We start from the raw sequence: 19,272 nt of genomic DNA, 5'->3' as shown, positions 1-19,272 counted from the left end.
GGCCAAAGATCTGTCTGCAAGGGTTACCTTTGGCCGTAATCCCATAGAGTAACAATTTGACATACTCGCCGGGAAGGACGTTCTCTACGTAAAGTGGAATAAAGCGCTAAATGTCAAAAAAAGCGCTGCCGAGGCGGCAAGCGTGAATAACAGTTTGCAAAGCCCGCCGCCTCTTTTACCATGGGGCCAACACACCTTCAGGTAAGCTAAACGTTAAGCAGGATCTTACTATGGCGTATAAAATTCCATTTCCACCCCGTCAGCCTTCCGCCTCCTCCCATCTGCCCCTGACCCTGATCTCTCTGGAGGATTGGGCGCTGGTGACGCTGAGCGGCCCGGACAGGGTGAAATACCTTCAGGGCCAGGTGACTGCAGACATCGAAGCGCTGGCGGCCGATCGTCACGTGCTGTGCGCCCACTGCGATGCCAAGGGCAAAATGTGGAGCAACCTGCGTCTGTTCCACCGCGGTGAAGACTTTGCCTATCTGGAACGCCGCAGCGTACTGGACAGCCAACTGGCGGAAATCAAGAAATACGCGGTGTTCTCCAAGCTCACCATTGCCGTCGATAGCGAAGCGGTGCTGCTGGGCGTAGCCGGTTTTCAGGCACGCGCAGCCTTGGCGGGCGTCTTCAACAGCCTGCCGGATGCGGAGCATCAGGTGGTGCAGGACGGTGAAACCACCCTGCTGCACTTCTCTGCGCCGGCGGAACGTTTTCTGCTGGTGACCACCGCCGCGGTGGCCGAACAATTAACGGGCAAACTGAACGAGCAGGCAGAACTGAACGACAGCCAACAATGGCTGACGCTGGATATCGAAGCCGGTTACCCGGTGATTGACGCCGCCAACAGCGCGCAGTTGATTCCACAAGCCACCAACCTGCAGGCGCTGGAGGGCATCAGCTTCAGCAAGGGCTGCTATACCGGCCAGGAGATGGTAGCTCGTGCCAAATTCCGCGGCGCCAACAAGCGTGCGCTGTACTGGCTGGAAGGCAACGCCGGACGGGTGCCGCTGGCCGCTGAGGATCTCGAACTGCAGTTGGGCGATAACTGGCGCCGGACCGGTACGGTGCTGGCCGCCGGCAAGCTGGCCGATGGCCGGCTTTGGGTGCAAGCGGTGTTGAATAACGATTTGGATGCCGACAGCAAACTGCGGGTACGTGACGATGCCGCCAGTCAGTTGACGATCAAACCCTTGCCGTATTCGCTGGAAGCGTAAGGGTCCAGCACGCAGAATCCGTGGGCGCAACCTGTTGCGCCCTACACCCCTAGCTATTCGTCCAACTCTCCGTCACGCTGAACCAGATAGATCAGAACTAAAAGAAGGGTTACAAAGAAACGAAAGGCAGCAGGCACGCCGTTCCACTGTTGCGACATCCACATACCGAACCACTCTCCCCCGATCGACATAAAGCCAACTTGCCAGGTCAGGAACCCGAGCGTCAGGCCGGCTACCGCCAATTTTTTACGACCATTAAACGCTTGCGACGGCAGTTTCAGGCCACCCAACAAACGCAGGCCGCCGCTCCAACACAGCAGCGCGGTCAGGCTTTCCAGCATAATAATGACGATATAGCCTGCGTGATGCAGCCAGGGCGTTTGTATCGAGCGGTAAGTGATGGTCGCATCGGGGAAAATAGTGTCCATCATAAAAACATGGCGCACAAAGGCGAAATTGGAGCCGTAATCCGTAATATTGCCAAAGGCAACCAGGGTAGCAAACAGCGCCATAGCGCATACCAGCAGCGCTTTAGATAAGCGAACGATCATAGTGATGATTCCTGAAAAAGTGATAGACGCACCGTAAGTGCAAGTGTGCGGGCTCAGGAATGGGAAAGGGGCTTGCTGGATACCCGTAAGAAACAAGCGCTCCCTTTTTAACCCAAAAGAAACGCTTGTTCAATATGGCACTAACACGTGCGAGGTCGACACTCAGACGTACAGATAAATCGCCATAAAATGGCACAGGCTGCCGCCGAGCACGAAGCCATGCCAGATAGCGTGACCGAAGCGGAACCGTTTGGAGGCGTAAAAAATCACCCCCAGGGTATAGACCACGCCCCCCACCGCCAGCAACGTTACGCCGCCGATCGCCAGGCGGGTCGCCAACTGATAAATCACGATCAATGACAGCCAGCCCATCGTCAGATAGGTGACCAACGACAACGCCTCAAAGCGATGGGCGAACGCCAGTTTGAACAATACCCCCAGCAGCGCCAACCCCCAGATAACCGCCATCAGCCCTTTGGCCAGCGGCGAGTTGAGCCCCACCAGCAGAAACGGCGTGTAGGTACCGGCAATCAAGAGATAAATAGCGCAATGGTCAAACTTCTTCAGCCAGTGCTTGGCTTTCTGATGCGGAATGGCATGGTACAAGGTTGAAGCGAGGTACAGCAGGATCATGCTGCCACCATAAAGACTGTAACTGGCGATGGCCGTGATACCGGCGCCGGTATCCACCGCCTGTACCAGCAACAACACCAGCCCGACAATGCCGAAAACCAGTCCGATACCGTGGCTGATGCTATTGGCTATCTCTTCTGCCCACGGATACGCCGTAGCGGTATTTCTGTCGTTCTCGGCTTTCATCACTACGCCAGTATTTCCCATAAATCACAAATCCTCAAACGCACAATATTGTTCGAAATTACCGCAAACCAGCTTAACTGAGAACAATTCCAGTGTACACGTGTACGCTAAAATAAAACTGTGAATGCGTGTAACGCCACAAACATCGAAATCCCCTGCCCGCTGGTCTACAATCGACGAGCTTCAACCCACCTACCTTGAGGTTTACACCATGTCATCCGCTGTACCCGCGTTAGATTTCGGCTCAATGACCCAGGTCATCCAGTTCCTGATGGAAATCGACAAGTTGAAAAGCGTGCAACGCCGCACCAAAGTTCTCGGCACCCAGCGCCAGGAAAACTCCGCCGAGCACAGTTGGCACTTTGCCATTGCCGCTCTCAGCCTGGCGCCGTACGCCGGTGAAGGCGTTGATATCCAGCGGGTGATCCAGATGGCGCTGCTGCATGACATCGTGGAAATCGACGCCGGCGACGTGCTGGTTTACGATCTGGCGGCGCGCGCAGCAATCCACGATCAGGAAGTGGCAGCGGCACGGCGGCTGTTTGGCATGCTGCCGACGCCACAACGCGAGTCTTTCACCGCTTTATGGCAGGAGTATGAAGACGGCGAGAGCGCCGACGCGCGCTTTGCGCTGGTGCTGGACCGCACCATGCCGATGCTGATGAACCTGCATAACGAAGGCCAAAGCTGGGTCGAGAACGGCATCAGCCTGGAGCAAGTGCTGTCACGCAATGCGATGATCGCTGAAGTCCACCCGGAGCTGTGGAAGCACCTGCTGCAACACCTGCAGGATGCGCAGCGCAAAGGCTGGCTGAAGTAATCTCCATCAGGCTGCAGCAAGCCGGGTGAATCCCTCACCCGGCCTTACTTTACAAGGATTTGTGCGCCGTCTCCTTCGCGGCAATCACCGCCCACAGCGTGATCAGTAACGCCGCCACCACATAGGCCGAGATCGCCAGCGTGCTGTCGTAGGATTTGAACAGCGTAGCGATGATCAGCGGCGCAAAGCCGCCACCGAGAATGCCGGCCAGCGTGTAGGCCAGCGACGAGCCGGCATAACGTACCCGCGTCGGAAACTGTTCGGTGATGAATGCCGCCTGCGGGCCGTACATTGCCGCATGGATCAGCAAGCCGATCACCACCGCCAGGCAGATCAGCACCGGCTGGCTGCTGTCCAACAACACAAAGAACACGAACGCCCACACCATCGCCGCCAGCGCCCCGCCGATATACACCGGCCGACGGCCAAAGCGATCGGACAGCGCGCCGAACATCGGCACGGTAATGGCATTGCCAATCGCCCCCAGCATGGTGGCGGTCAGCGCCAGCGGGCGCGGCAGATTCAGCACCGTAGTGACGTAGGTCAGGGTAAATACCACCACCAGCGCATACAGCACGTCGGAACCGATGCGCGAGCCGCCGGCGATCAGCAACGGCCGCCTGTGTTGAGTAAATACTTCGCGGATCGGAGCCTGAGTCACATCCCTGGACGCCTCCAACTTCAGGAATGCCGGCGTTTCCCCCACGCCACGACGTAACCACAAGCCAAATACCACCAGCACCAGGCTAAGCAGGAAAGGAATGCGCCAACCCCACTGCTGGAAATCATCCGCCGACATCGCCACCGTCACCAGCGTGATCAAGCCGGTGCCGATCAGCGTGCCGCAGGAAGGGCCAACCTGAGCAAACGAAGCGTTGCGTCCCCGCTGATGCGATTTACCGTGTTCCATCGACAACAATACCGCCCCCGCCCATTCGCCCCCCAGCGCGATGCCCTGAATAAAACGCAACGTCACCAACAGCAGCGGGCTCCAGACACCCCAACTGGCGTAACCGGGCAACAGCCCCATCAGTGCGGTGGTGACCCCCATAATCACCAGCGTGGTGACCAGCACAAATCGCCGACCCAATACGTCGCCGAGATGGCCAAAAACGATGCCGCCAATCGGCCGCGAAACATAGCCGACCGCATAGGTGGAAAACGCCAGAATGGTGCCCACCAGCGGATCGAACGACGGGAAGAACACGTGGTTGAAAATCAGCGCCGCCATAATGTTGTAAACGGTGAAGTCATACCATTCCAGTGCGGTGCCAATCGAACTGGCGGCCGCCAGCCTGCCGGTTTTTGGCGGATGGGCAGCAGAGGCGGCGGCAGGCGAATCGACGATCGGCGTTTCAGTGGTTGATGTGCTCATGATGTCAGCTCCTGCTTGGTCAGTTGCCAGCCAAGGACATAGTGTTGAGTGGCCTCAGCCGCTGTTTTCAACTGGCGACAGGCCAGTTCATTTAGCCGCTGACCGGCTGCGGCGCTGCTGCTTTCAATCAGCAGCATCGGCAGCAGGCGACGGTTTTCCCGCGATTCTTTTGGCAACGGCGAGCTGAGTTCAACGTCGGGCGAGAGCAGGCTGCTGCGGACAAAACCGGGTTGTTCCGCCAGCATGCTCCCCAGATGTGTAATGGTGAGCTTAAGCCCATCAGGCTCTGCCTGCTCAAGGGTGATGATGGCCAAATGACTGCCGCAGCCCTGCCCGGTTACTGCCTCCACCGCGCACACCCGACGCATCGGATCACGCATTTTATCGAGGCTCGACACCGACCAGGGGGTTTGTTGGGTAAAGGCGGCGCGGTAGGCCGCAGAGGTAAAACTGGCCAGGGATTCGGTTTTATACAACCCAAGGTATTTACGCCCGCCCTGCAACGCCTGGTAGCGCGTACCCGACAAGAAGCCGGGAACGCGTACCCGCTCTTCCACGTGCTCACGGTCGTACCACTGATTGAAATCCGCCTCGTCCTGCGCGGCGACATCTGTTGCGACAAACAGCATTCCGTTCGGGGAACCGGTCATGGGTACTCTCCTGTTAGCTCAAAGTATGGCGGGGCCATGCCCCACCGGAAAATCACGCACCGGCGAGACAGCGTTCAATCGCCAGCGCCCAACCCAGCAACGCCTCATCATGCATAGGTAGCCCAGCCAGCATCAGGCCAACCGGCGCTCTGCCAGGCTGCTGACAAGGCAGCGACAGCGCGCAGCCGTCGAGGAAATTGATCACCGAAGGATTACGCAGCACGGCGCCATTGATACGGAAATAGGCATCTTCATCCGCTTCAAGCTCGGCAATGGTCGGCGCGACCAGCGGTACGGTCGGCATCAACAACGCGTCAAACGCTTGCACGGCGGCGGTAACTCGCCGTTGCCAATCGGCACGCTGCTGCTGTAGCTGCTGCAAATCTCCCTCCCCCAGCGGCTGACCGCGGCGAATGCGCGACAGCACCCGTGGGTCATATTCCTCGGCATGTTCGGCGATCAGCGCCTGGTGCCAGCGCCAGGACTCCAGCGCGCTAAAACCGCCGGCGGCGTTGATGGCCGCCAGTTCGGCGAATTCCGTGCAGGGAATGGTTTCAATCTGCGCGCCGGCCTGCGCCAGCCGTTGCAGGCTGAAGTGAAACCCTGCTGCGACCTCTTCATCCAGGCCCTCCAGCACCAGGATTTGCGGTACCGCAAAGCGCGCCTGACTCAGATTTTTTAACTGCGGCTGCAACGGCCGATCGGTTATCGCCGCATCCAGAGCGATGCAACCGGCAACGTCGTGAGCGATCACACCGATCGAATCCAGCGAAGGTGACAACGGCAACAGGCCGCCATCGTTAATTCGCCGGGCGGTAGGCTTAAAACCGGTCAGGCCGCAGAAGGCCGCCGGGATCCGCACCGATCCTCCGGTGTCGCTACCAATCGAACCAAAACACATACCATCGGCCACCGCGACCGCAGCCCCGGAGGATGAACCGCCGGGAATACGACGTGCAGCGCGATCCCAAGGATTGGCAGGCGTGCCGTAGTGAGGGTTGATCCCAAGCCCGGAATAGGCGAACTCGGTCATGTTGGTTTTACCGATAACCACCGCACCCGCCTGCAACAAGCGTTCCACCACGGCGGCATGTTTTGCGGCGGCCGGTGCGGCGGCCAGCACCCGTGAGCCGGCGGCGGTGGCTTCACCGGCCACGTCGAACAGGTCTTTGACCGACACCGGAACGCCGTCCAGCGCTGACAAAGGCTTCCCCTCCACACGCCGGCGATCGGCCGCCAGTGCCTGCTGTTGCGCCCATTGCGCATAAACGCGGGTAAAAACGCGCTTCCCCTCGCCCTGCTCATCGGCAATGTGCGCCAGCGCGGCGGCGGTCAGTTGCACGGCGGTCAATTCACCGCTGGCCAGCCCGGCGGCAGCCTGCCCTAAAGTCAGTTTTTTCATCACGCCACCACCGGCAGTTCAACGCTGTGATAGTCATGAGTGATAGAGCGCCCCAGCACCTCGTCCGCCAGCTCCATGCGGAACTCCGCCGCCGGCCGGATGCCGCCAATCGCCGCTACCGTTCCGCAGGTCATCGCTAATCCATCACGCGGCCGCGGTACCGTCAGCCCGCCTTCCGGCAACTGCTGGCCGCCCAGATAGCGCTCCAGCAGATCGCCCGGCGTGCGCAGGCTCGCGAGGCTTCCCTGCTGATAAAGCCGGAATTCCCCGTCTTCCCTGATCCACGACCGCAGGATCAGCGAATCCCAATGCGCGATCACCTCTCGCAGCGGCCAGGCGGTGCGCGCAACCGGCTTAACGCAGATCTGTTTGGAGAGCGCTACGCTGTGCGCTTCCAGTTGACGATCGGTATGATCGGACGCCAGCGAAACGTACAGCTCGCCGCGATGGGCGAAGATCAGCGGTTCAGCTTCCCCGGAGGTAGCGTTGCCGATCACTTCGATGCGTTCGCTCTGGCTTAGCTGGTTAACCGCCACCCGGTAAAACAGTGGGATTGCACTGGGTTGGGGCACGCCCAGCTCGGCCAACTCCCGAATATGGTGCAAGATCGCCTCGCGGTCGCGGCCGGTCCAACCGGCGATCACCAGATGATCAATCTCGACATCCAGCGCCCCGGCGCCGCAGGATTCGGGTAAAATGAAGGTCAATCTCATGGCATTGTGCCCCTTTGGTTAAAATACTGTGAAATTTCACTATATCTTTAGCAACCAAATAAGCGATTTCCGTGCCATGTTTTTGTGTACTATGTCTAAAAACTTTCTTCTTGCAGGAGCAGAACGTGATGACCGTTGACGCAGAGAGCCAGGCACTCCCGACGGCAGAGGAAGCCGGGCTGTCACTGAACGAACTGGCCTATCGGCGCTTCAAGCAGGCGCTGGTGACGTTAAGCTATAAACCCGGAGAGTATCTCAATACCGCACAGGTCATGAGCGAACTGGATATGGGCAGAACGCCGATCAATCAGGCGATCCACCGTTTGGCGAATGAAGGGTTGCTGCAGGTGATCCCGCGCAAAGGGGTGATGGTTTCTCCGCTGTCGATGGATGACGCGCTGGAGCTGATCGAAGTGCGGCTGGCCAATGAAATGCTGTGCATGCGGCTGGCGAGCAAAAGGATTACCGAGCCACAAATCGCTGCGCTGACCGCGCTCAATCAACAAATCGAAGCCGCCTGCCAGAGCCGCGACCGGATTCGGATGATGACGCTCGATCATGCGTTCCATCAGGAACTGGCGCTGATCGCCGGCAATAACATGTTGGTGGATATCTTGAGCGTACTGCACGCCAGGGCGCAGCGTTTTTGGGCCAGCACGTTGTCGCGGGAAGGGCATATGCGGGAAGTGATCGAGGAACATCGGGCGATTATCGCCGCACTGGCCGCCCAGGACAGCGACGCCGCGGCCGACGCGGCAGAAGCGCATATTCTGTCGTTCCGCAGCGCGCTGTTGCACGAGGGCTGAGCAGGCTCGGAGAACAAATCCGGTGACCTGAAATCACCGGATAATTATCCACAACGCCAACTCGATTTTACTCTTCGTGCTCATGCTCCTTCAGCATCGCTTCACGCAGCACTGCGTTCAAACGTTTCTGATAGCCCTTACCGGGTCTTTGGAGCCACGCCAGAATATCGGCATCAATTCTGATCGTTTTTGACACTTTCATCGGCTTATAGAAACGACCCTGAACTGCCTGCGCCCATGTTTCATCGCTGAGCGTTGGCGCATCGCCGTAGTCAATTTCAGCATCGCCTAAAGCTCTCAGAGAAGCTATCTGCGCTTTTTGCTCCTCCGTCAATGGAGGAAGCAGACTATGCCGCACGTCCTTAACCGAATTTTTGCGCTTCATATTCCCTCCTTTCTTTTGCATCCGCCTTACGAGCAGAAATGATGCGGATGATTTCAATACTATCGCCGTCTGCATCGATCTCATGAGTTGTATGCACCACGAGCAGTATCAGACACCCATCAACCATGCCGATGGTTTGCCAGCGTTGTTCTCCGCCCTCAATGCGTTCAATCACCGCCAATTGGTTTGGGTCTGAAAACACATGCTGTGCCAGATCAAAGCTAATGTGATGTTTTACCAGATTACTTTGGCTTTTATTTTGATTCCATTCAAAAGAAACATACATTTTTGTAACTACAAATTGGTCATTATTTATTCAAAAATTACACCCTATAATGCTCGCTGTCAAAATGAAATCTTTGTAATTTCAGCTGACAAAACCATCACCGCCCGCCGGCAGCCTCGATAAAACTGCCGGTCACGTAAGACGCGGCATCGGACAGCAGAAAGGCGATGGCTTCTGCCACCTCTTCCGGATAGCCGCCACGCTGCATCGGCAACCCGCTTTTTACCCGGTCGACTCGCCCCGGCTCACCGCCGCTGGCGTGCATTTCAGTATAAATAAACCCCGGTCGCACGCCGTTGACCCGGATGCCCTGCGCCGCCACCTCCAGAGAAAGCCCGGTAGTCAGCGTGTCGACCGCGCCCTTTGATGCGGCATAGTCGACATATTCGCCCGGTGCCCCCAAACGGGCGGCGGCGGACGACACATTAACGATCGCTCCGCCCTTCCCTCCATGGCGCTTCGCCATGCGCTTTACCGCCTCGCGGCAGCAGAGAAAATAGCCGGTCACGTTGGTGGTCAATACCTTGTTGATGCGCTCGGCGGTAAGTTGCTCGATACTGGCCTGCTGAAACAGAATGCCGGCGTTGTTGACCAGTGCGTCGATCGGGCCAAGGGTCGCGTCCAGCGCCGCAAACATCGCCGCCACCTGGCTTTCATCGGCGATATCCGCCCGCAGCGCCACCGCCCGGCCCCCCAGGGACGCGATCTCCGCCACCACCTGCTGCGCCGCCGCTTCATCTTTCAGATAGTTAACACCCACCGCGTAACCCTGGCGGGCCAGCAGCAGCGCCGTGGCGCGCCCAATGCCCCGGCTGGCGCCGGTGACCAGTGCAACTTTCGACATGCTATTCCTTGTTATGGTTGGGAAATCAGAAACTGTAACTGGCCCCCAGGAAGGCAACCCCAGCCACTTTTTTCTCGACGATCGGGCTTTTAGCCGCGTCACCCAACAGAGTATAGATACCCGCACCGGCCTGGAAGGCGATTTCCGGCGTCCATTGGTAATTCAGCGCGCCATTGAGCGTCACCTGCTTAAAACCGCTCCCCGGCCGATAAGCGGCGAAAGAGGTTTGCTGCGCCTGCCGCTGCGTCACGCCAAAATAGCCGCGCTGATAACCGCTGTTGGCCCAGGTGGTGCTCAGATCACTCGACAGGGTCAGCGCCTCGCTCAGCGAATAAACCGCCGCCACACCCAGATCGACATAGGCGGTATGCCCCAGATCCTCATCGCCGTAACGACGCGCTTTGGTGGCCTGCATACCTTTCACAAAGGCATGGAAAGGGTCAAATTTATAGCTCAGCTCTATGCCCGCCTCAAAAGCGCCGTCGAGATCACCCATGCCTTTTAGCCGCTTATTGCGGCCGCTCAACGTTTTCACCTCCTCATCACGCCCGGCGTCATAACCGGCCAATAAGGCGATGCCAAACGGCCCTGACAAGGGTAACTGCCAGCGTGCACCGTCGATCAGGCCCAGACTGAAATCACCCCAGGCCGATTTATCGTAACCGGCCTGAATATCGTACAACGGCACGGCGCTATAGCTGGAAGCCCCCTGATAAACCGGTGCTACCGCCATACCGCCACTGAGTTTCAATGAAGCTTCTCCGTCATCCTGTGTAAACCCCTGCAGGGGAAATAACATCAATAACGTCACCGCAGAATAACCCAGGGTATTTTTCACCGTATCTACCTTATTATTTAATGGGAGTGTTATAGCGCTATCAGGCGCCGTAATTGTTTTTTCATACGTGGTTTTAAACTGTCAAAAACATCCGACATCTCCGTATGTGAGCTGAGCTGTACGGCTGGAGGGTGTGGGACTGAATTATTTTCCTCCCGGGCACCTATGTGAAAAATCAGCAGCTCCAGAGCGATAAATAAAATCACGCACGGACGGACAATCCCGCCAGAGAGGGCTAAATTTAAAGCGTTGCCAGCATGCATTTTTTTACCCTAAGGTGACTGTTGTGCTGGAGCAGCCTACCCGAAACCCTGAGTCGTTGCCTTAACGCGAAATTAACGCCAGATTAAGGTTTGCTTAAGAAGGCATAACCGAAGAGCCGTACGGCGTTGTCTTCCGCTGAGGGTTGTAGTTATATAGCCGCCAGCGCCGTGACATAAACCGGATATCCAGTGAACATTTTGCTTGTGGAAGACGATCTGCAATTGGGCAAAGCCCTGTGCCGCGCATTGGAACTGGCAGGGTTCGATCTGTGCTGGGTGCGGCTGGTCCATGATGCACAACTTCAATTATCGCAGGGCAGCTTCGATTTAATGCTGCTGGATCTGACCCTGCCCGATGGCGACGGCTTGACGAAACTGGTCGAATGGCGCGCCGCCGGACAAAATATTCCGATCATTATTCTGACCGCACGCGACCGCATCGAGAGCCTGGTCAATAGCCTGGATTCCGGTGCAGACGACTTTCTGGCCAAACCTTTTGCGCTGCCGGAACTGATTTCACGCGTGAAGGCGGTGAACCGACGCATGGCCGGGTTCGCCTCCCAAACCTGGAGTCTCGGTAATCTGTATCTGGACCCGATGAACCATCAGGTCACCCTGGAAGACGAACTGTTGCTGCTATCAAAAAAAGAGTACCGACTGCTGCATGAGCTGATGCGCTGCGCCGGAACCGTGGTGCGCAAAGCCACATTGGAACAGCGGCTGTTCGGCAATGGCGACAGCGTGGAAAGTAATTCTCTGGAGGTGCATATGCATAACCTGCGACGCAAGATCGGCAAGGAAAGAATTATTACCGTGCGCGGCATCGGCTATTTATTAAAAAAAGAGACGCAGGGATGATCAGTTTCAAGTCTTTTTTTATACGCACCATTGTTTTTCAGGTTATGGCAATACTCGTACTCTGGGGAATATTGCTTGGCTGGGTAAAATATCTGTATTACCCCGATGCAGAGAAGTATTTGGATAATCAGCAACGTCTTGTCGCACGCGGTATCGCCAACATTCTCGATAAAACCGATATTACCGAACACAATTATGTCGATGTTATCAAAGATATCGAAATAATGTATATCGATTCGATCAAAAACGGCATGCAGGACGAAATAGACTATCGTCCGTTGTTTTTGGTTTACGACCATAATAATCAGATTATCTACGCCTCGCCGCCGCAGGAAAAACCCTTGTCCCTGCCTCCTTCCGTGCTGTCCGGCACCATCAGCTATGCCAACGTAAAGTGGCATATCGCCGGCAGTTGGAGCGATAAACAGCGTTTTAGAGTGATCGTCGGCGAATCCTTTGACAACCGCACCACTATTTTCGGCAACCCGGCGGAAAGCACCGCGATCCCGCTGCTGGTGGTCCTGGCTGCCATTATTGTTACTCTGCTGATCACCGCCTATTTCAGCCTGCGGCCGCTGCGGCAAATCGCCAGGATGATCTCCGATCGCAAACCCGGTAATTTATCGCCGATCAACGTCCGTGAGCAATATCAGGAAATCCGGCCGGTAGTGTTGGAAATCAATAAGTTGATGACGCGTATCGACGCCGCCAATCAGCGTGAAAAACGCTTTATGGCCGATGCTGCCCACGAACTGCGCACCCCGATCGCCGCCGTGCTGGCGCAATTACACTTGCTGACCCAGGTGGCGGATAAAACCGAGCGGCAGGAAATTATTGAAGACATGCAGCAAGGGCTGGATCGCGCAGCATCGCTGTCACGCCAGTTGATTGATTTGGCCAAACTGGGGTCGGAGAACTTTCCGCTGAAAATGGAAGCGGTGGATATCCACGCTGAAATCAGCAAGTGCATTGCGCAGCACGTGCCCTATGCGCTGGAGAAGAACGTCGAACTTTCGCTGGATGGCAGTGAAAATGTGGTGGTTGAGACCGACCGCCACTCGCTGATTGCCATATTCACCAACCTGCTGGATAACGCCATCAAATACGCGCCGGCCGGTGGTCATATCGAAGCCAACATCCGCTCACTGTCGCCGATGGGTTGCTATATTAGCCTGCGCGACAACGGGCCGGGTGTGAATAAAGAACATTGCAAACGCCTGTTTGAACGCTTTTACCGCGTGCCGGGCACCCAGCAGATCGGCAGCGGCCTGGGGCTGGCGATAGCCAAGAACCTGGCCGATAAAATCGGCGCGCAATTGCGGATCACCGAAGGGCTTGACGATCGCGGTATCGGGTTTGTTATCGATCTGCCGGAAAATTACCAGGCGCCACAAGGAAAGTAATAAGGGATCTGGCCCATTTTGGGGCGGGTACGGTACTGTGGCTCGGGTTGGCCGGTTTTTTCCTGGCGGCCAAACTGGCCGCCAGGGCTGACGCCTAACGCGAAATGCGGATCACCGAACGAACATCGCTTTTCTTGTTCAAATCCCAGACGGCGGCAATCTCGGACAAGCCATGCTCCTGCGTCTCGACGGCGATCTTGCCTGCCGCCGCCAGGGCCAGGATCTCGTTGGCATACCTTTGCATTTCCGCCACCGGGGGGAAGTTACCGGTGCCACTGCCCATAATCTGCAGTTGATTACTGCGCAGCACCGCCGCCGGCAGCCGGATGTCCGGCCCGGCCATCGACCCGACGTTCACCAAACGTATGCCGCGCCCACCGGCGTAGGATGACAAATCATGGTTGTTAAGCGTCGCAAGCAAGGCTTCGGTCGCGGCACCCCAGATATAATCGACAATCACCTGATAGCCATGCGGCCCCGCTGCGGCGGCGAAAGCCTGCACCAGCTCAGCGCCTTCCAGCCCGAGATCTACCGTGCCGTCAACACCCAGCGCATCCAACACGCTCTGTCGACGACCGGCGGCCACGATGCGCCCCGCTCCCGCCTGACGTGCTGCCGCCACCGCCAGCTTGCCCGACGTGCCCGTGGCACCAATAATCAGCACGGTTTCACCCGGCTGCACCTCGGCGCGCCAATGAAGCGGCAGCCAGGCGGCGAAAGCCGGATTTATCAGCGCCGCTGCGGTGGCGTCATCCACGCCTTCCGGTACCGGCACGGTCCATGACGCGACGGTTCTTTCCGCCAGTGCGCCATGCGGCTGGCGGAACGAGGCAAAATAAACCCGTTGACCGTCCGGCGTGTAGCCCACGCCATCGGTGCCGGGCACAATCGGCAAGGTCCTGGGGCTGGAGTAATGGGTTCCCGCCACCATCGCGCGGTCAAGCTGCTTGATGCCCGCCAACGTCACCTCAATCAACACCTCGCCGGCCTGAGCCTGAGGCTCTTCGACTGACCCGAAAACCGGTGGCTGCCCTAACGCTTTTACGATTGCCGCTTTCATAACGATTCCTTATGCCATTGAGTTTGCCCATTAAGCAGTGAAGCGCAATCACTGTGGCCCGGCAATAAAAAAGGGACACCGCATGATGCGCGGTGTCCCTTGCTAACAAACGTTGCCGAATGTGTTATTCGTATTCGCTCATTGGCACGCAGGAACAGAACAGATTGCGGTCGCCATACACGTCATCCAGACGCTTCACGCTCGGCCAGTATTTGTTCTCACGCACACCGGCGATAGGGAACACCGCCAGCTCGCGGCTGTAGGCATGCTGCCAATCGCTGACCAGTTCCGCCTGAATGTGCGGCGCATTCACCAGCGGGTTGTCTTCCAGCGGCCATTCGCCTTTCGCTACCCGGTCAATCTCGCCGCGGATGGCCAGCATCGCGTCGATAAAGCGATCCAGCTCCGCCTTGCTTTCCGATTCGGTGGGTTCGACCATCAACGTGCCCGCAACCGGGAACGACATGGTCGGCGCATGGAAACCGTAGTCAATCAGACGTTTGGCGATGTCCATTTCGCTGATGCCGGTCTCTTCTTTCAGCGGGCGAATGTCGAGAATACATTCATGCGCCACGCGATGGTCGCGGCCGGTATACAGCACCGGATAGGCATCCTTCAGGCGGGTCGCGATGTAGTTGGCGTTGAGGATCGCCACCTGGCTCGCCAGTTTTAACCCTTCCGCGCCCATCATGCGGATGTACATCCAGCTGATTGGCAAAATAGAAGCGCTGCCGAACGGTGCGGCGGACACCGCGCCTTGCTGAGTGGTTACGCCGTCGATCTGCACCACGCTGTGACCCGGCACGAACGGAGCCAGATGCGCTTTGACGCCGATCGGGCCCATGCCCGGGCCGCCGCCGCCGTGCGGGATGCAGAAGGTTTTATGCAGGTTGAGGTGCGAGACGTCTGCGCCGATGTAACCCGGTGTGGTAATGCCGACCTGAGCATTCATGTTGGCGCCGTCGAGATACACCTGGCCGCCGAACTGATGAACGATCTGACACACTTCGCGGATGGTTTCTTCGTACACGCCATGGGTCGACGGGTAGGTCACCATGATGCAGGACAGTTCTTCGCCCGCCTGTTCCGCCTTGATGCGCAAATCGTGCAGATCGATGTTGCCGTTCTTGTCACAGGCCACTACCACGACGCTCATGCCCGCCATCTGGGCGGAAGCCGGGTTGGTACCGTGCGCCGAGCTTGGGATCAGGCAGATATGGCGGCCCGCTTCATTACGGCTTTCGTGGTAGCGGCGGATCGCCAGCAGGCCGGCATACTCGCCCTGCGCGCCAGAGTTCGGCTGCATGCAAACCGCGTCGTAACCGGTCAGTTGCACCAGCCACTGCGACAGTTGGCCAATCATCTGCTGATAGCCTGCCGCCTGCTCTGGCGGGCAGAATGGGTGCAGTTCGGAGAATTCAGGCCAGGTGATCGGGATCATTTCCGCCGCAGCATTCAGCTTCATGGTGCAGGAACCGAGCGGGATCATCGCCTGGTTGAGCGCCAGGTCTTTGCGCTCCAGACGGTGCATGTAACGCATCATCTCGGTTTCGCTGTGGTAGCGGTTGAATACCGGGTGGGAGAGGATCGGATCCTTGCGCAGCATTGCCGCCGGGATCGACTGGCTGTTTTTGCTCACCGCCGCGTCCAGCGCGTCGATGTCCAGCCCGTGCTCGTCACCCGCCAACAGGGCAAACAGCGTCTGCACGTCTTCACGCGAGGTGGCTTCGTCCAGCGTGATGCCGACCGCACCGTGGATGTCGGTGCGCAGGTTGATGCCAAAGCTCAGCGCGCGCTCCAGCACGGCGGCCTTGTCTTTGACTTCCACCGTCAGGGTATCGAACCAGGTTTTATGACGCAGCGCCAGACCGGCCTGTTGCAGCCCGGCGGCCAGAATGTCGGTCAGGCGATGGATACGCCCGGCAATGCGCTGCAGGCCCTGCGGGCCGTGGTACACCGCGTACAGGCTGGCGATGTTGGCCAGCAGCACCTGCGAGGTACAAATATTCGAGTTGGCCTTTTCGCGGCGGATATGTTGCTCACGGGTTTGCATCGCCATACGCAGCGCGGTGTTACCGGCGGCGTCGCGTGAAACGCCGATAATGCGGCCCGGCATTGAGCGTTTGAATTCATCGCGGCAGGCGAAGAAGGCAGCGTGCGGGCCGCCGTAGCCCATCGGCACGCCAAAGCGCTGCGCGGAACCGAAGACCACGTCTGCACCCTGTTTGCCCGGTGCGGTCAACAGCACCAGCGCCATGATGTCGGCCGCCACGCTGGTGACGATTTTGCGGGTCTTCAGCTCAGCCAGCAACGCGCCGTAGTCGTGCAGCTCGCCGGTGGTGCCCACCTGTTGCAACAGCACGCCGAATACGCCCTGCAGCTCCAGCACTTTCTCGGCTTTATCGACGATCACTTCAAAACCGAAGGTTTCGGCGCGGGTGCGTACCACGTCCAGCGTTTGCGGGTGCACATCGTCAGCCACGAAGAAACGATTGGCGTCCTTCAGCTTGCTGGCGCGCTTGGCCAGCGCCATCGCTTCGGCGGCGGCGGTGGCTTCGTCAAGCAACGAAGCGGACGCCAGATCCAGGCCGGTCAGATCAAGAGTCACCGTCTGGAAGTTCAACAGTGCCTCAAGGCGGCCCTGCGACACTTCCGGCTGATATGGCGTATATGCGGTGTACCAGCCCGGATTTTCCAGCATGTTGCGCAGGATCACCGGCGGCGTCAACACCGCGCTGTAGCCCATACCGATATAGGATTTGTAGCGCTGATTCTGCGAGGCAATCGCCTTCAGTTCGGCCAGCGCCTGATGTTCAGTCGCCGCATCGCCCACCGGCGGCGGCCCCGGCAGTTGAATGTCTGCCGGCACAATCTGTTGGATCAGCGCGCTGAGCGAGCGTGCGCCCACCGCTTCCAGCAACTGCTGCTGTTGTTGCGCAGAAGAGCCGATGTGGCGTTCGATGAACGCTCCGCTGTGTTCAAGTTGGCTGAGTGTCTGAGTCATTGCTACAAATTCCTGAATTCTTACGTGATACGGGAGTACGGGATATAGCTTGATCTATAACTAAAACGCCCCGGCCAAAAGGCCCGGGGCGCTGCAACTGTTACTCGTCGATCGAGGCTTTGTAAGCCGCGGCGTCCAGCAAGTTCGCCAGTTCACCTTCGTCTGACGCTTTAATCTGGAACAGGAAACCTTCACCGTATGGCGCGCTGTTCACCAGCTCCGGAGAGCTTTCCAGCTCGCCGTTTACCGCAACGATTTCGCCGCTGATTGGCGCGTAAATGTCTGATGCAGCCTTGACGGACTCCGCCACGGCGCAATCTTCACCGGCAGCAACTTGGCGGCCCACTTCCGGCAGATCGACAAAGACCATATCGCCCAGCAACTCCTGCGCATGTTCGGTGATGCCTACGGTGTAAACGCCGTTACCTTCTGAACGAACCCACTCGTGGGAAGATGCGTATTTCAATTCTGTTGGCACATTGCTCATCGCCAGTTACTCCTTCGAAGAAATAAAGAATCAATAAACAAAAAATTAATTAATCAGTGGTTTACCGGCACGGACAAAGCCAGGTTTGGTGACCTTGACCGGCATTTCGCGGTTGCGGATTTGCACAATAGCCTGCTCGCCGATACCGGCGGGCACGCGCGCCAAGGCAATGCTGAAGCCCAGGGTCGGCGAGAAGGAGCCGCTGGTGATCACCCCTTCGTGCGCCTGACCTGCCGCGTCGGTGAAACGCACCGGCAGCTCATTACGTAATACGCCTTTTTCCGTCATGATCAAGCCGACCAGTTGTTCGGTACCCTGTTCCCGCAGCTGTTCCAGCGCGTCGCGGCCGATGAACTGGCGATCTTCCGGTTGCCAGGCGATGGTCCAGGCCATATTGGCAGCCAGCGGCGAAACGCCTTCGTCCATCTCTTGGCCGTACAGATTCATGCCCGCTTCCAGCCGCAGGGTGTCGCGCGCGCCCAGGCCAGCCGGTTTAACGCCCGCCGCCAACAGCTTTTGCCAGAAATCCACCGCCTGCTCTTTCGGCAAGGCGATTTCATAGCCCGCTTCGCCGGTATAGCCGGTGGTGGCAATGAACAGATCCCCGGCCTGTACGCCGAAGAAGGGCTTCATGCCTTCAACCGCACTTTTTTGTTCCGGGGTAAACAGAGTGGCGGCGCGTTCTTTGGCCTGTGGGCCCTGCACCGCAACCAGCGCCAGATCGTCACGCACCCTCAGCTCAATGCCATAAGGCGCTGCGTGTTCTTCGATCCAGGCCAGGTCTTTGTCGCGCGTGGCGGAGTTCACCACCAGGCGGAAATAGTCTTCAGTAAGGAAGTAAACGATGAGATCGTCGATCACGCCGCCGGACGCATTCAGCATGCCGGTATACAGCGCCTTGCCGGGTTGAGTGAGTTTGGCGACATCATTCGCCAGCAGATAGCGCAGGAACTCGCGGGTGCGGGCACCGTGCAGATCCACAATGGTCATATGGGAGACGTCGAACATACCGGCATCCTGACGCACGGCGTGGTGCTCATCGATCTGGGATCCGTAATGCAGCGGCATCATCCAGCCATGAAAATCTACCATGCGCGCACCGCACGCCACGTGCTGGTCGTACAGTGGGGTTTGCTTTGCCATCTTTTCCCTCATTCCACTCAGTAGCTGAAGTTAGGGTGCTGCCACGCAATACATCAGATTATGGCTCGCGGGCCGGGTTACGTGGCGCACTGACTGCCCAACAGAAACGCTGCGCCGAAACGTACGGAAACTGTGGCCAACCGTCGTGACGCAAACGATACCTTTGTTCTGACGTTATCACCGAACGACCGCATTAACCATAAGTTAAAATAGGCTTGGCGGTGTCCGTCGCCAGTAAAATGCCGGGCTAGTGTGCAGAGTTTTTAACTGGAAAAATGCGCTTTAAGGCACAAAAACAACAATTGAAGCACCAAAAATCCAAAGTTATATAACAAACCAACGGCCAGT

19 protein-coding genes are annotated in these 19,272 nt (G+C 57.8%); 5 read left to right on the top strand and 14 right to left on the bottom strand.

Translation table 11 applies throughout. The features are described 5' to 3' along the window. Nucleotides 1–230: 230 nt before the first annotated feature. Entirely contained in the window at nt 231–1,217 is a 987-nt protein-coding gene (gene ygfZ / locus SPL01S_RS12285; RefSeq protein ID WP_063200130.1) for a tRNA-modifying protein YgfZ, read from the top strand. A 53-nt stretch (nt 1,218–1,270) separates the two neighbouring features. On the opposite strand, the gene SPL01S_RS12280 is transcribed toward ygfZ, so the two are convergent. Next, nucleotides 1,271–1,768 carry a DUF2165 family protein gene (locus tag SPL01S_RS12280; RefSeq protein ID WP_063200127.1) on the bottom strand — a complete coding sequence of 166 codons (498 nt, stop codon included), beginning with the start codon at nt 1,766–1,768 and terminating at the stop codon, nt 1,271–1,273. Between the two features lie 162 nt (nt 1,769–1,930). Continuing rightward, on the bottom strand, nt 1,931–2,608 hold the full coding sequence (gene trhA / locus SPL01S_RS12275) for a PAQR family membrane homeostasis protein TrhA (RefSeq protein WP_004952439.1): 678 nt from the start codon (nt 2,606–2,608) through the stop codon (nt 1,931–1,933). A 190-nt stretch (nt 2,609–2,798) separates the two neighbouring features. Here trhA and SPL01S_RS12270 point away from each other — a divergent pair, with 190 nt between their 5' ends. After that, nucleotides 2,799–3,407 (top strand): HD domain-containing protein, encoded by a 609-nt coding sequence (locus SPL01S_RS12270; RefSeq protein WP_013814383.1) that lies wholly within the window; start codon nt 2,799–2,801, stop codon nt 3,405–3,407. 49 nt (nt 3,408–3,456) lie between these two features. Here SPL01S_RS12270 and SPL01S_RS12265 read toward each other — a convergent pair whose 3' ends face one another. The 4 genes from SPL01S_RS12265 to SPL01S_RS12250 are packed head-to-tail and all read right to left on the bottom strand — an operon-like array spanning nt 3,457 to nt 7,547. Further along, nucleotides 3,457–4,782, bottom strand: coding sequence for an MFS transporter (locus SPL01S_RS12265; RefSeq protein ID WP_063200124.1), 1,326 nt, complete (start codon nt 4,780–4,782; stop codon nt 3,457–3,459). After that, nucleotides 4,779–5,432 (bottom strand): antibiotic biosynthesis monooxygenase family protein, encoded by a 654-nt coding sequence (locus SPL01S_RS12260; protein WP_063200121.1) that lies wholly within the window; start codon nt 5,430–5,432, stop codon nt 4,779–4,781. Before SPL01S_RS12260 ends, SPL01S_RS12265 begins: the two co-directional genes overlap by 4 nt. A 52-nt stretch (nt 5,433–5,484) precedes the next feature. Then, nucleotides 5,485–6,834 (bottom strand): amidase, encoded by a 1,350-nt coding sequence (locus SPL01S_RS12255; protein WP_063200118.1) that lies wholly within the window; start codon nt 6,832–6,834, stop codon nt 5,485–5,487. Continuing rightward, nucleotides 6,834–7,547, bottom strand: coding sequence for a DUF2848 domain-containing protein (locus SPL01S_RS12250; RefSeq protein WP_063200115.1), 714 nt, complete (start codon nt 7,545–7,547; stop codon nt 6,834–6,836). The genes SPL01S_RS12255 and SPL01S_RS12250 overlap by 1 nt, the downstream gene beginning before the upstream one ends. A 128-nt stretch (nt 7,548–7,675) precedes the next feature. Between SPL01S_RS12250 and SPL01S_RS12245 the strand changes: the two genes are divergently transcribed. Further along, on the top strand, nt 7,676–8,353 hold the full coding sequence (locus tag SPL01S_RS12245) for a GntR family transcriptional regulator (RefSeq protein ID WP_063200112.1): 678 nt from the start codon (nt 7,676–7,678) through the stop codon (nt 8,351–8,353). 67 nt (nt 8,354–8,420) lie between these two features. Here the strand turns inward: SPL01S_RS12245 and SPL01S_RS12240 are convergent, their stop codons facing one another. The 4 genes from SPL01S_RS12240 to SPL01S_RS12225 all read right to left on the bottom strand — a co-directional run bounded on the left by SPL01S_RS12240 (nt 8,421) and on the right by SPL01S_RS12225 (nt 10,706). Then, nucleotides 8,421–8,738: a BrnA antitoxin family protein gene (locus SPL01S_RS12240; RefSeq protein WP_062868509.1), complete on the bottom strand. Its 318-nt coding sequence runs from the start codon at nt 8,736–8,738 to the stop codon at nt 8,421–8,423. Beyond that, nucleotides 8,716–9,024 carry a BrnT family toxin gene (locus SPL01S_RS12235; protein WP_063200110.1) on the bottom strand — a complete coding sequence of 103 codons (309 nt, stop codon included), beginning with the start codon at nt 9,022–9,024 and terminating at the stop codon, nt 8,716–8,718. The genes SPL01S_RS12240 and SPL01S_RS12235 overlap by 23 nt, the downstream gene beginning before the upstream one ends. Nucleotides 9,025–9,121: 97 nt before the next feature. Continuing rightward, nucleotides 9,122–9,868, bottom strand: a complete 747-nt coding sequence (locus tag SPL01S_RS12230) for an SDR family oxidoreductase (RefSeq protein WP_062868513.1) — start codon at nt 9,866–9,868, stop codon at nt 9,122–9,124. A gap of 25 nt (nt 9,869–9,893) precedes the next feature. Next, nucleotides 9,894–10,706 (bottom strand): MipA/OmpV family protein, encoded by an 813-nt coding sequence (locus SPL01S_RS12225; RefSeq protein ID WP_062868515.1) that lies wholly within the window; start codon nt 10,704–10,706, stop codon nt 9,894–9,896. A 452-nt stretch (nt 10,707–11,158) separates the two neighbouring features. Between SPL01S_RS12225 and SPL01S_RS12220 the strand changes: the two genes are divergently transcribed. Both SPL01S_RS12220 and SPL01S_RS12215 read left to right on the top strand, forming a co-directional pair. Further along, nucleotides 11,159–11,827: a response regulator gene (locus SPL01S_RS12220; protein WP_013814392.1), complete on the top strand. Its 669-nt coding sequence runs from the start codon at nt 11,159–11,161 to the stop codon at nt 11,825–11,827. After that, on the top strand, nt 11,824–13,230 hold the full coding sequence (locus tag SPL01S_RS12215) for an ATP-binding protein (protein WP_063200108.1): 1,407 nt from the start codon (nt 11,824–11,826) through the stop codon (nt 13,228–13,230). The genes SPL01S_RS12220 and SPL01S_RS12215 overlap by 4 nt, the downstream gene beginning before the upstream one ends. Nucleotides 13,231–13,324: 94 nt before the next feature. Here SPL01S_RS12215 and SPL01S_RS12210 read toward each other — a convergent pair whose 3' ends face one another. From SPL01S_RS12210 to gcvT, 4 genes are all read right to left on the bottom strand, one after another. After that, complete coding sequence (locus SPL01S_RS12210) at nt 13,325–14,290, bottom strand: quinone oxidoreductase family protein (RefSeq protein WP_063200105.1); 966 nt, start codon at nt 14,288–14,290, stop codon at nt 13,325–13,327. Between the two features lie 124 nt (nt 14,291–14,414). Beyond that, nucleotides 14,415–17,294, bottom strand: coding sequence for an aminomethyl-transferring glycine dehydrogenase (gene gcvP / locus SPL01S_RS12205; protein WP_063200102.1), 2,880 nt, complete (start codon nt 17,292–17,294; stop codon nt 14,415–14,417). A gap of 100 nt (nt 17,295–17,394) precedes the next feature. After that, a complete protein-coding gene (gcvH, locus tag SPL01S_RS12200) occupies nt 17,395–17,781 on the bottom strand; it encodes a glycine cleavage system protein GcvH (RefSeq protein WP_062868525.1) in 387 nt (128 codons plus the stop codon). 45 nt (nt 17,782–17,826) lie between these two features. After that, nucleotides 17,827–18,924: a glycine cleavage system aminomethyltransferase GcvT gene (gcvT, locus tag SPL01S_RS12195; RefSeq protein WP_063200099.1), complete on the bottom strand. Its 1,098-nt coding sequence runs from the start codon at nt 18,922–18,924 to the stop codon at nt 17,827–17,829. Nucleotides 18,925–19,272: the final 348 nt, after the last annotated feature.

This window comes from Serratia plymuthica NBRC 102599, assembly GCF_001590925.1.
Lineage (GTDB): Bacteria > Pseudomonadota > Gammaproteobacteria > Enterobacterales > Enterobacteriaceae > Serratia > Serratia plymuthica.
Note: the sequence above shows the minus strand (reverse complement) of the source record. Positions and strands in the feature narration are given on the sequence as shown.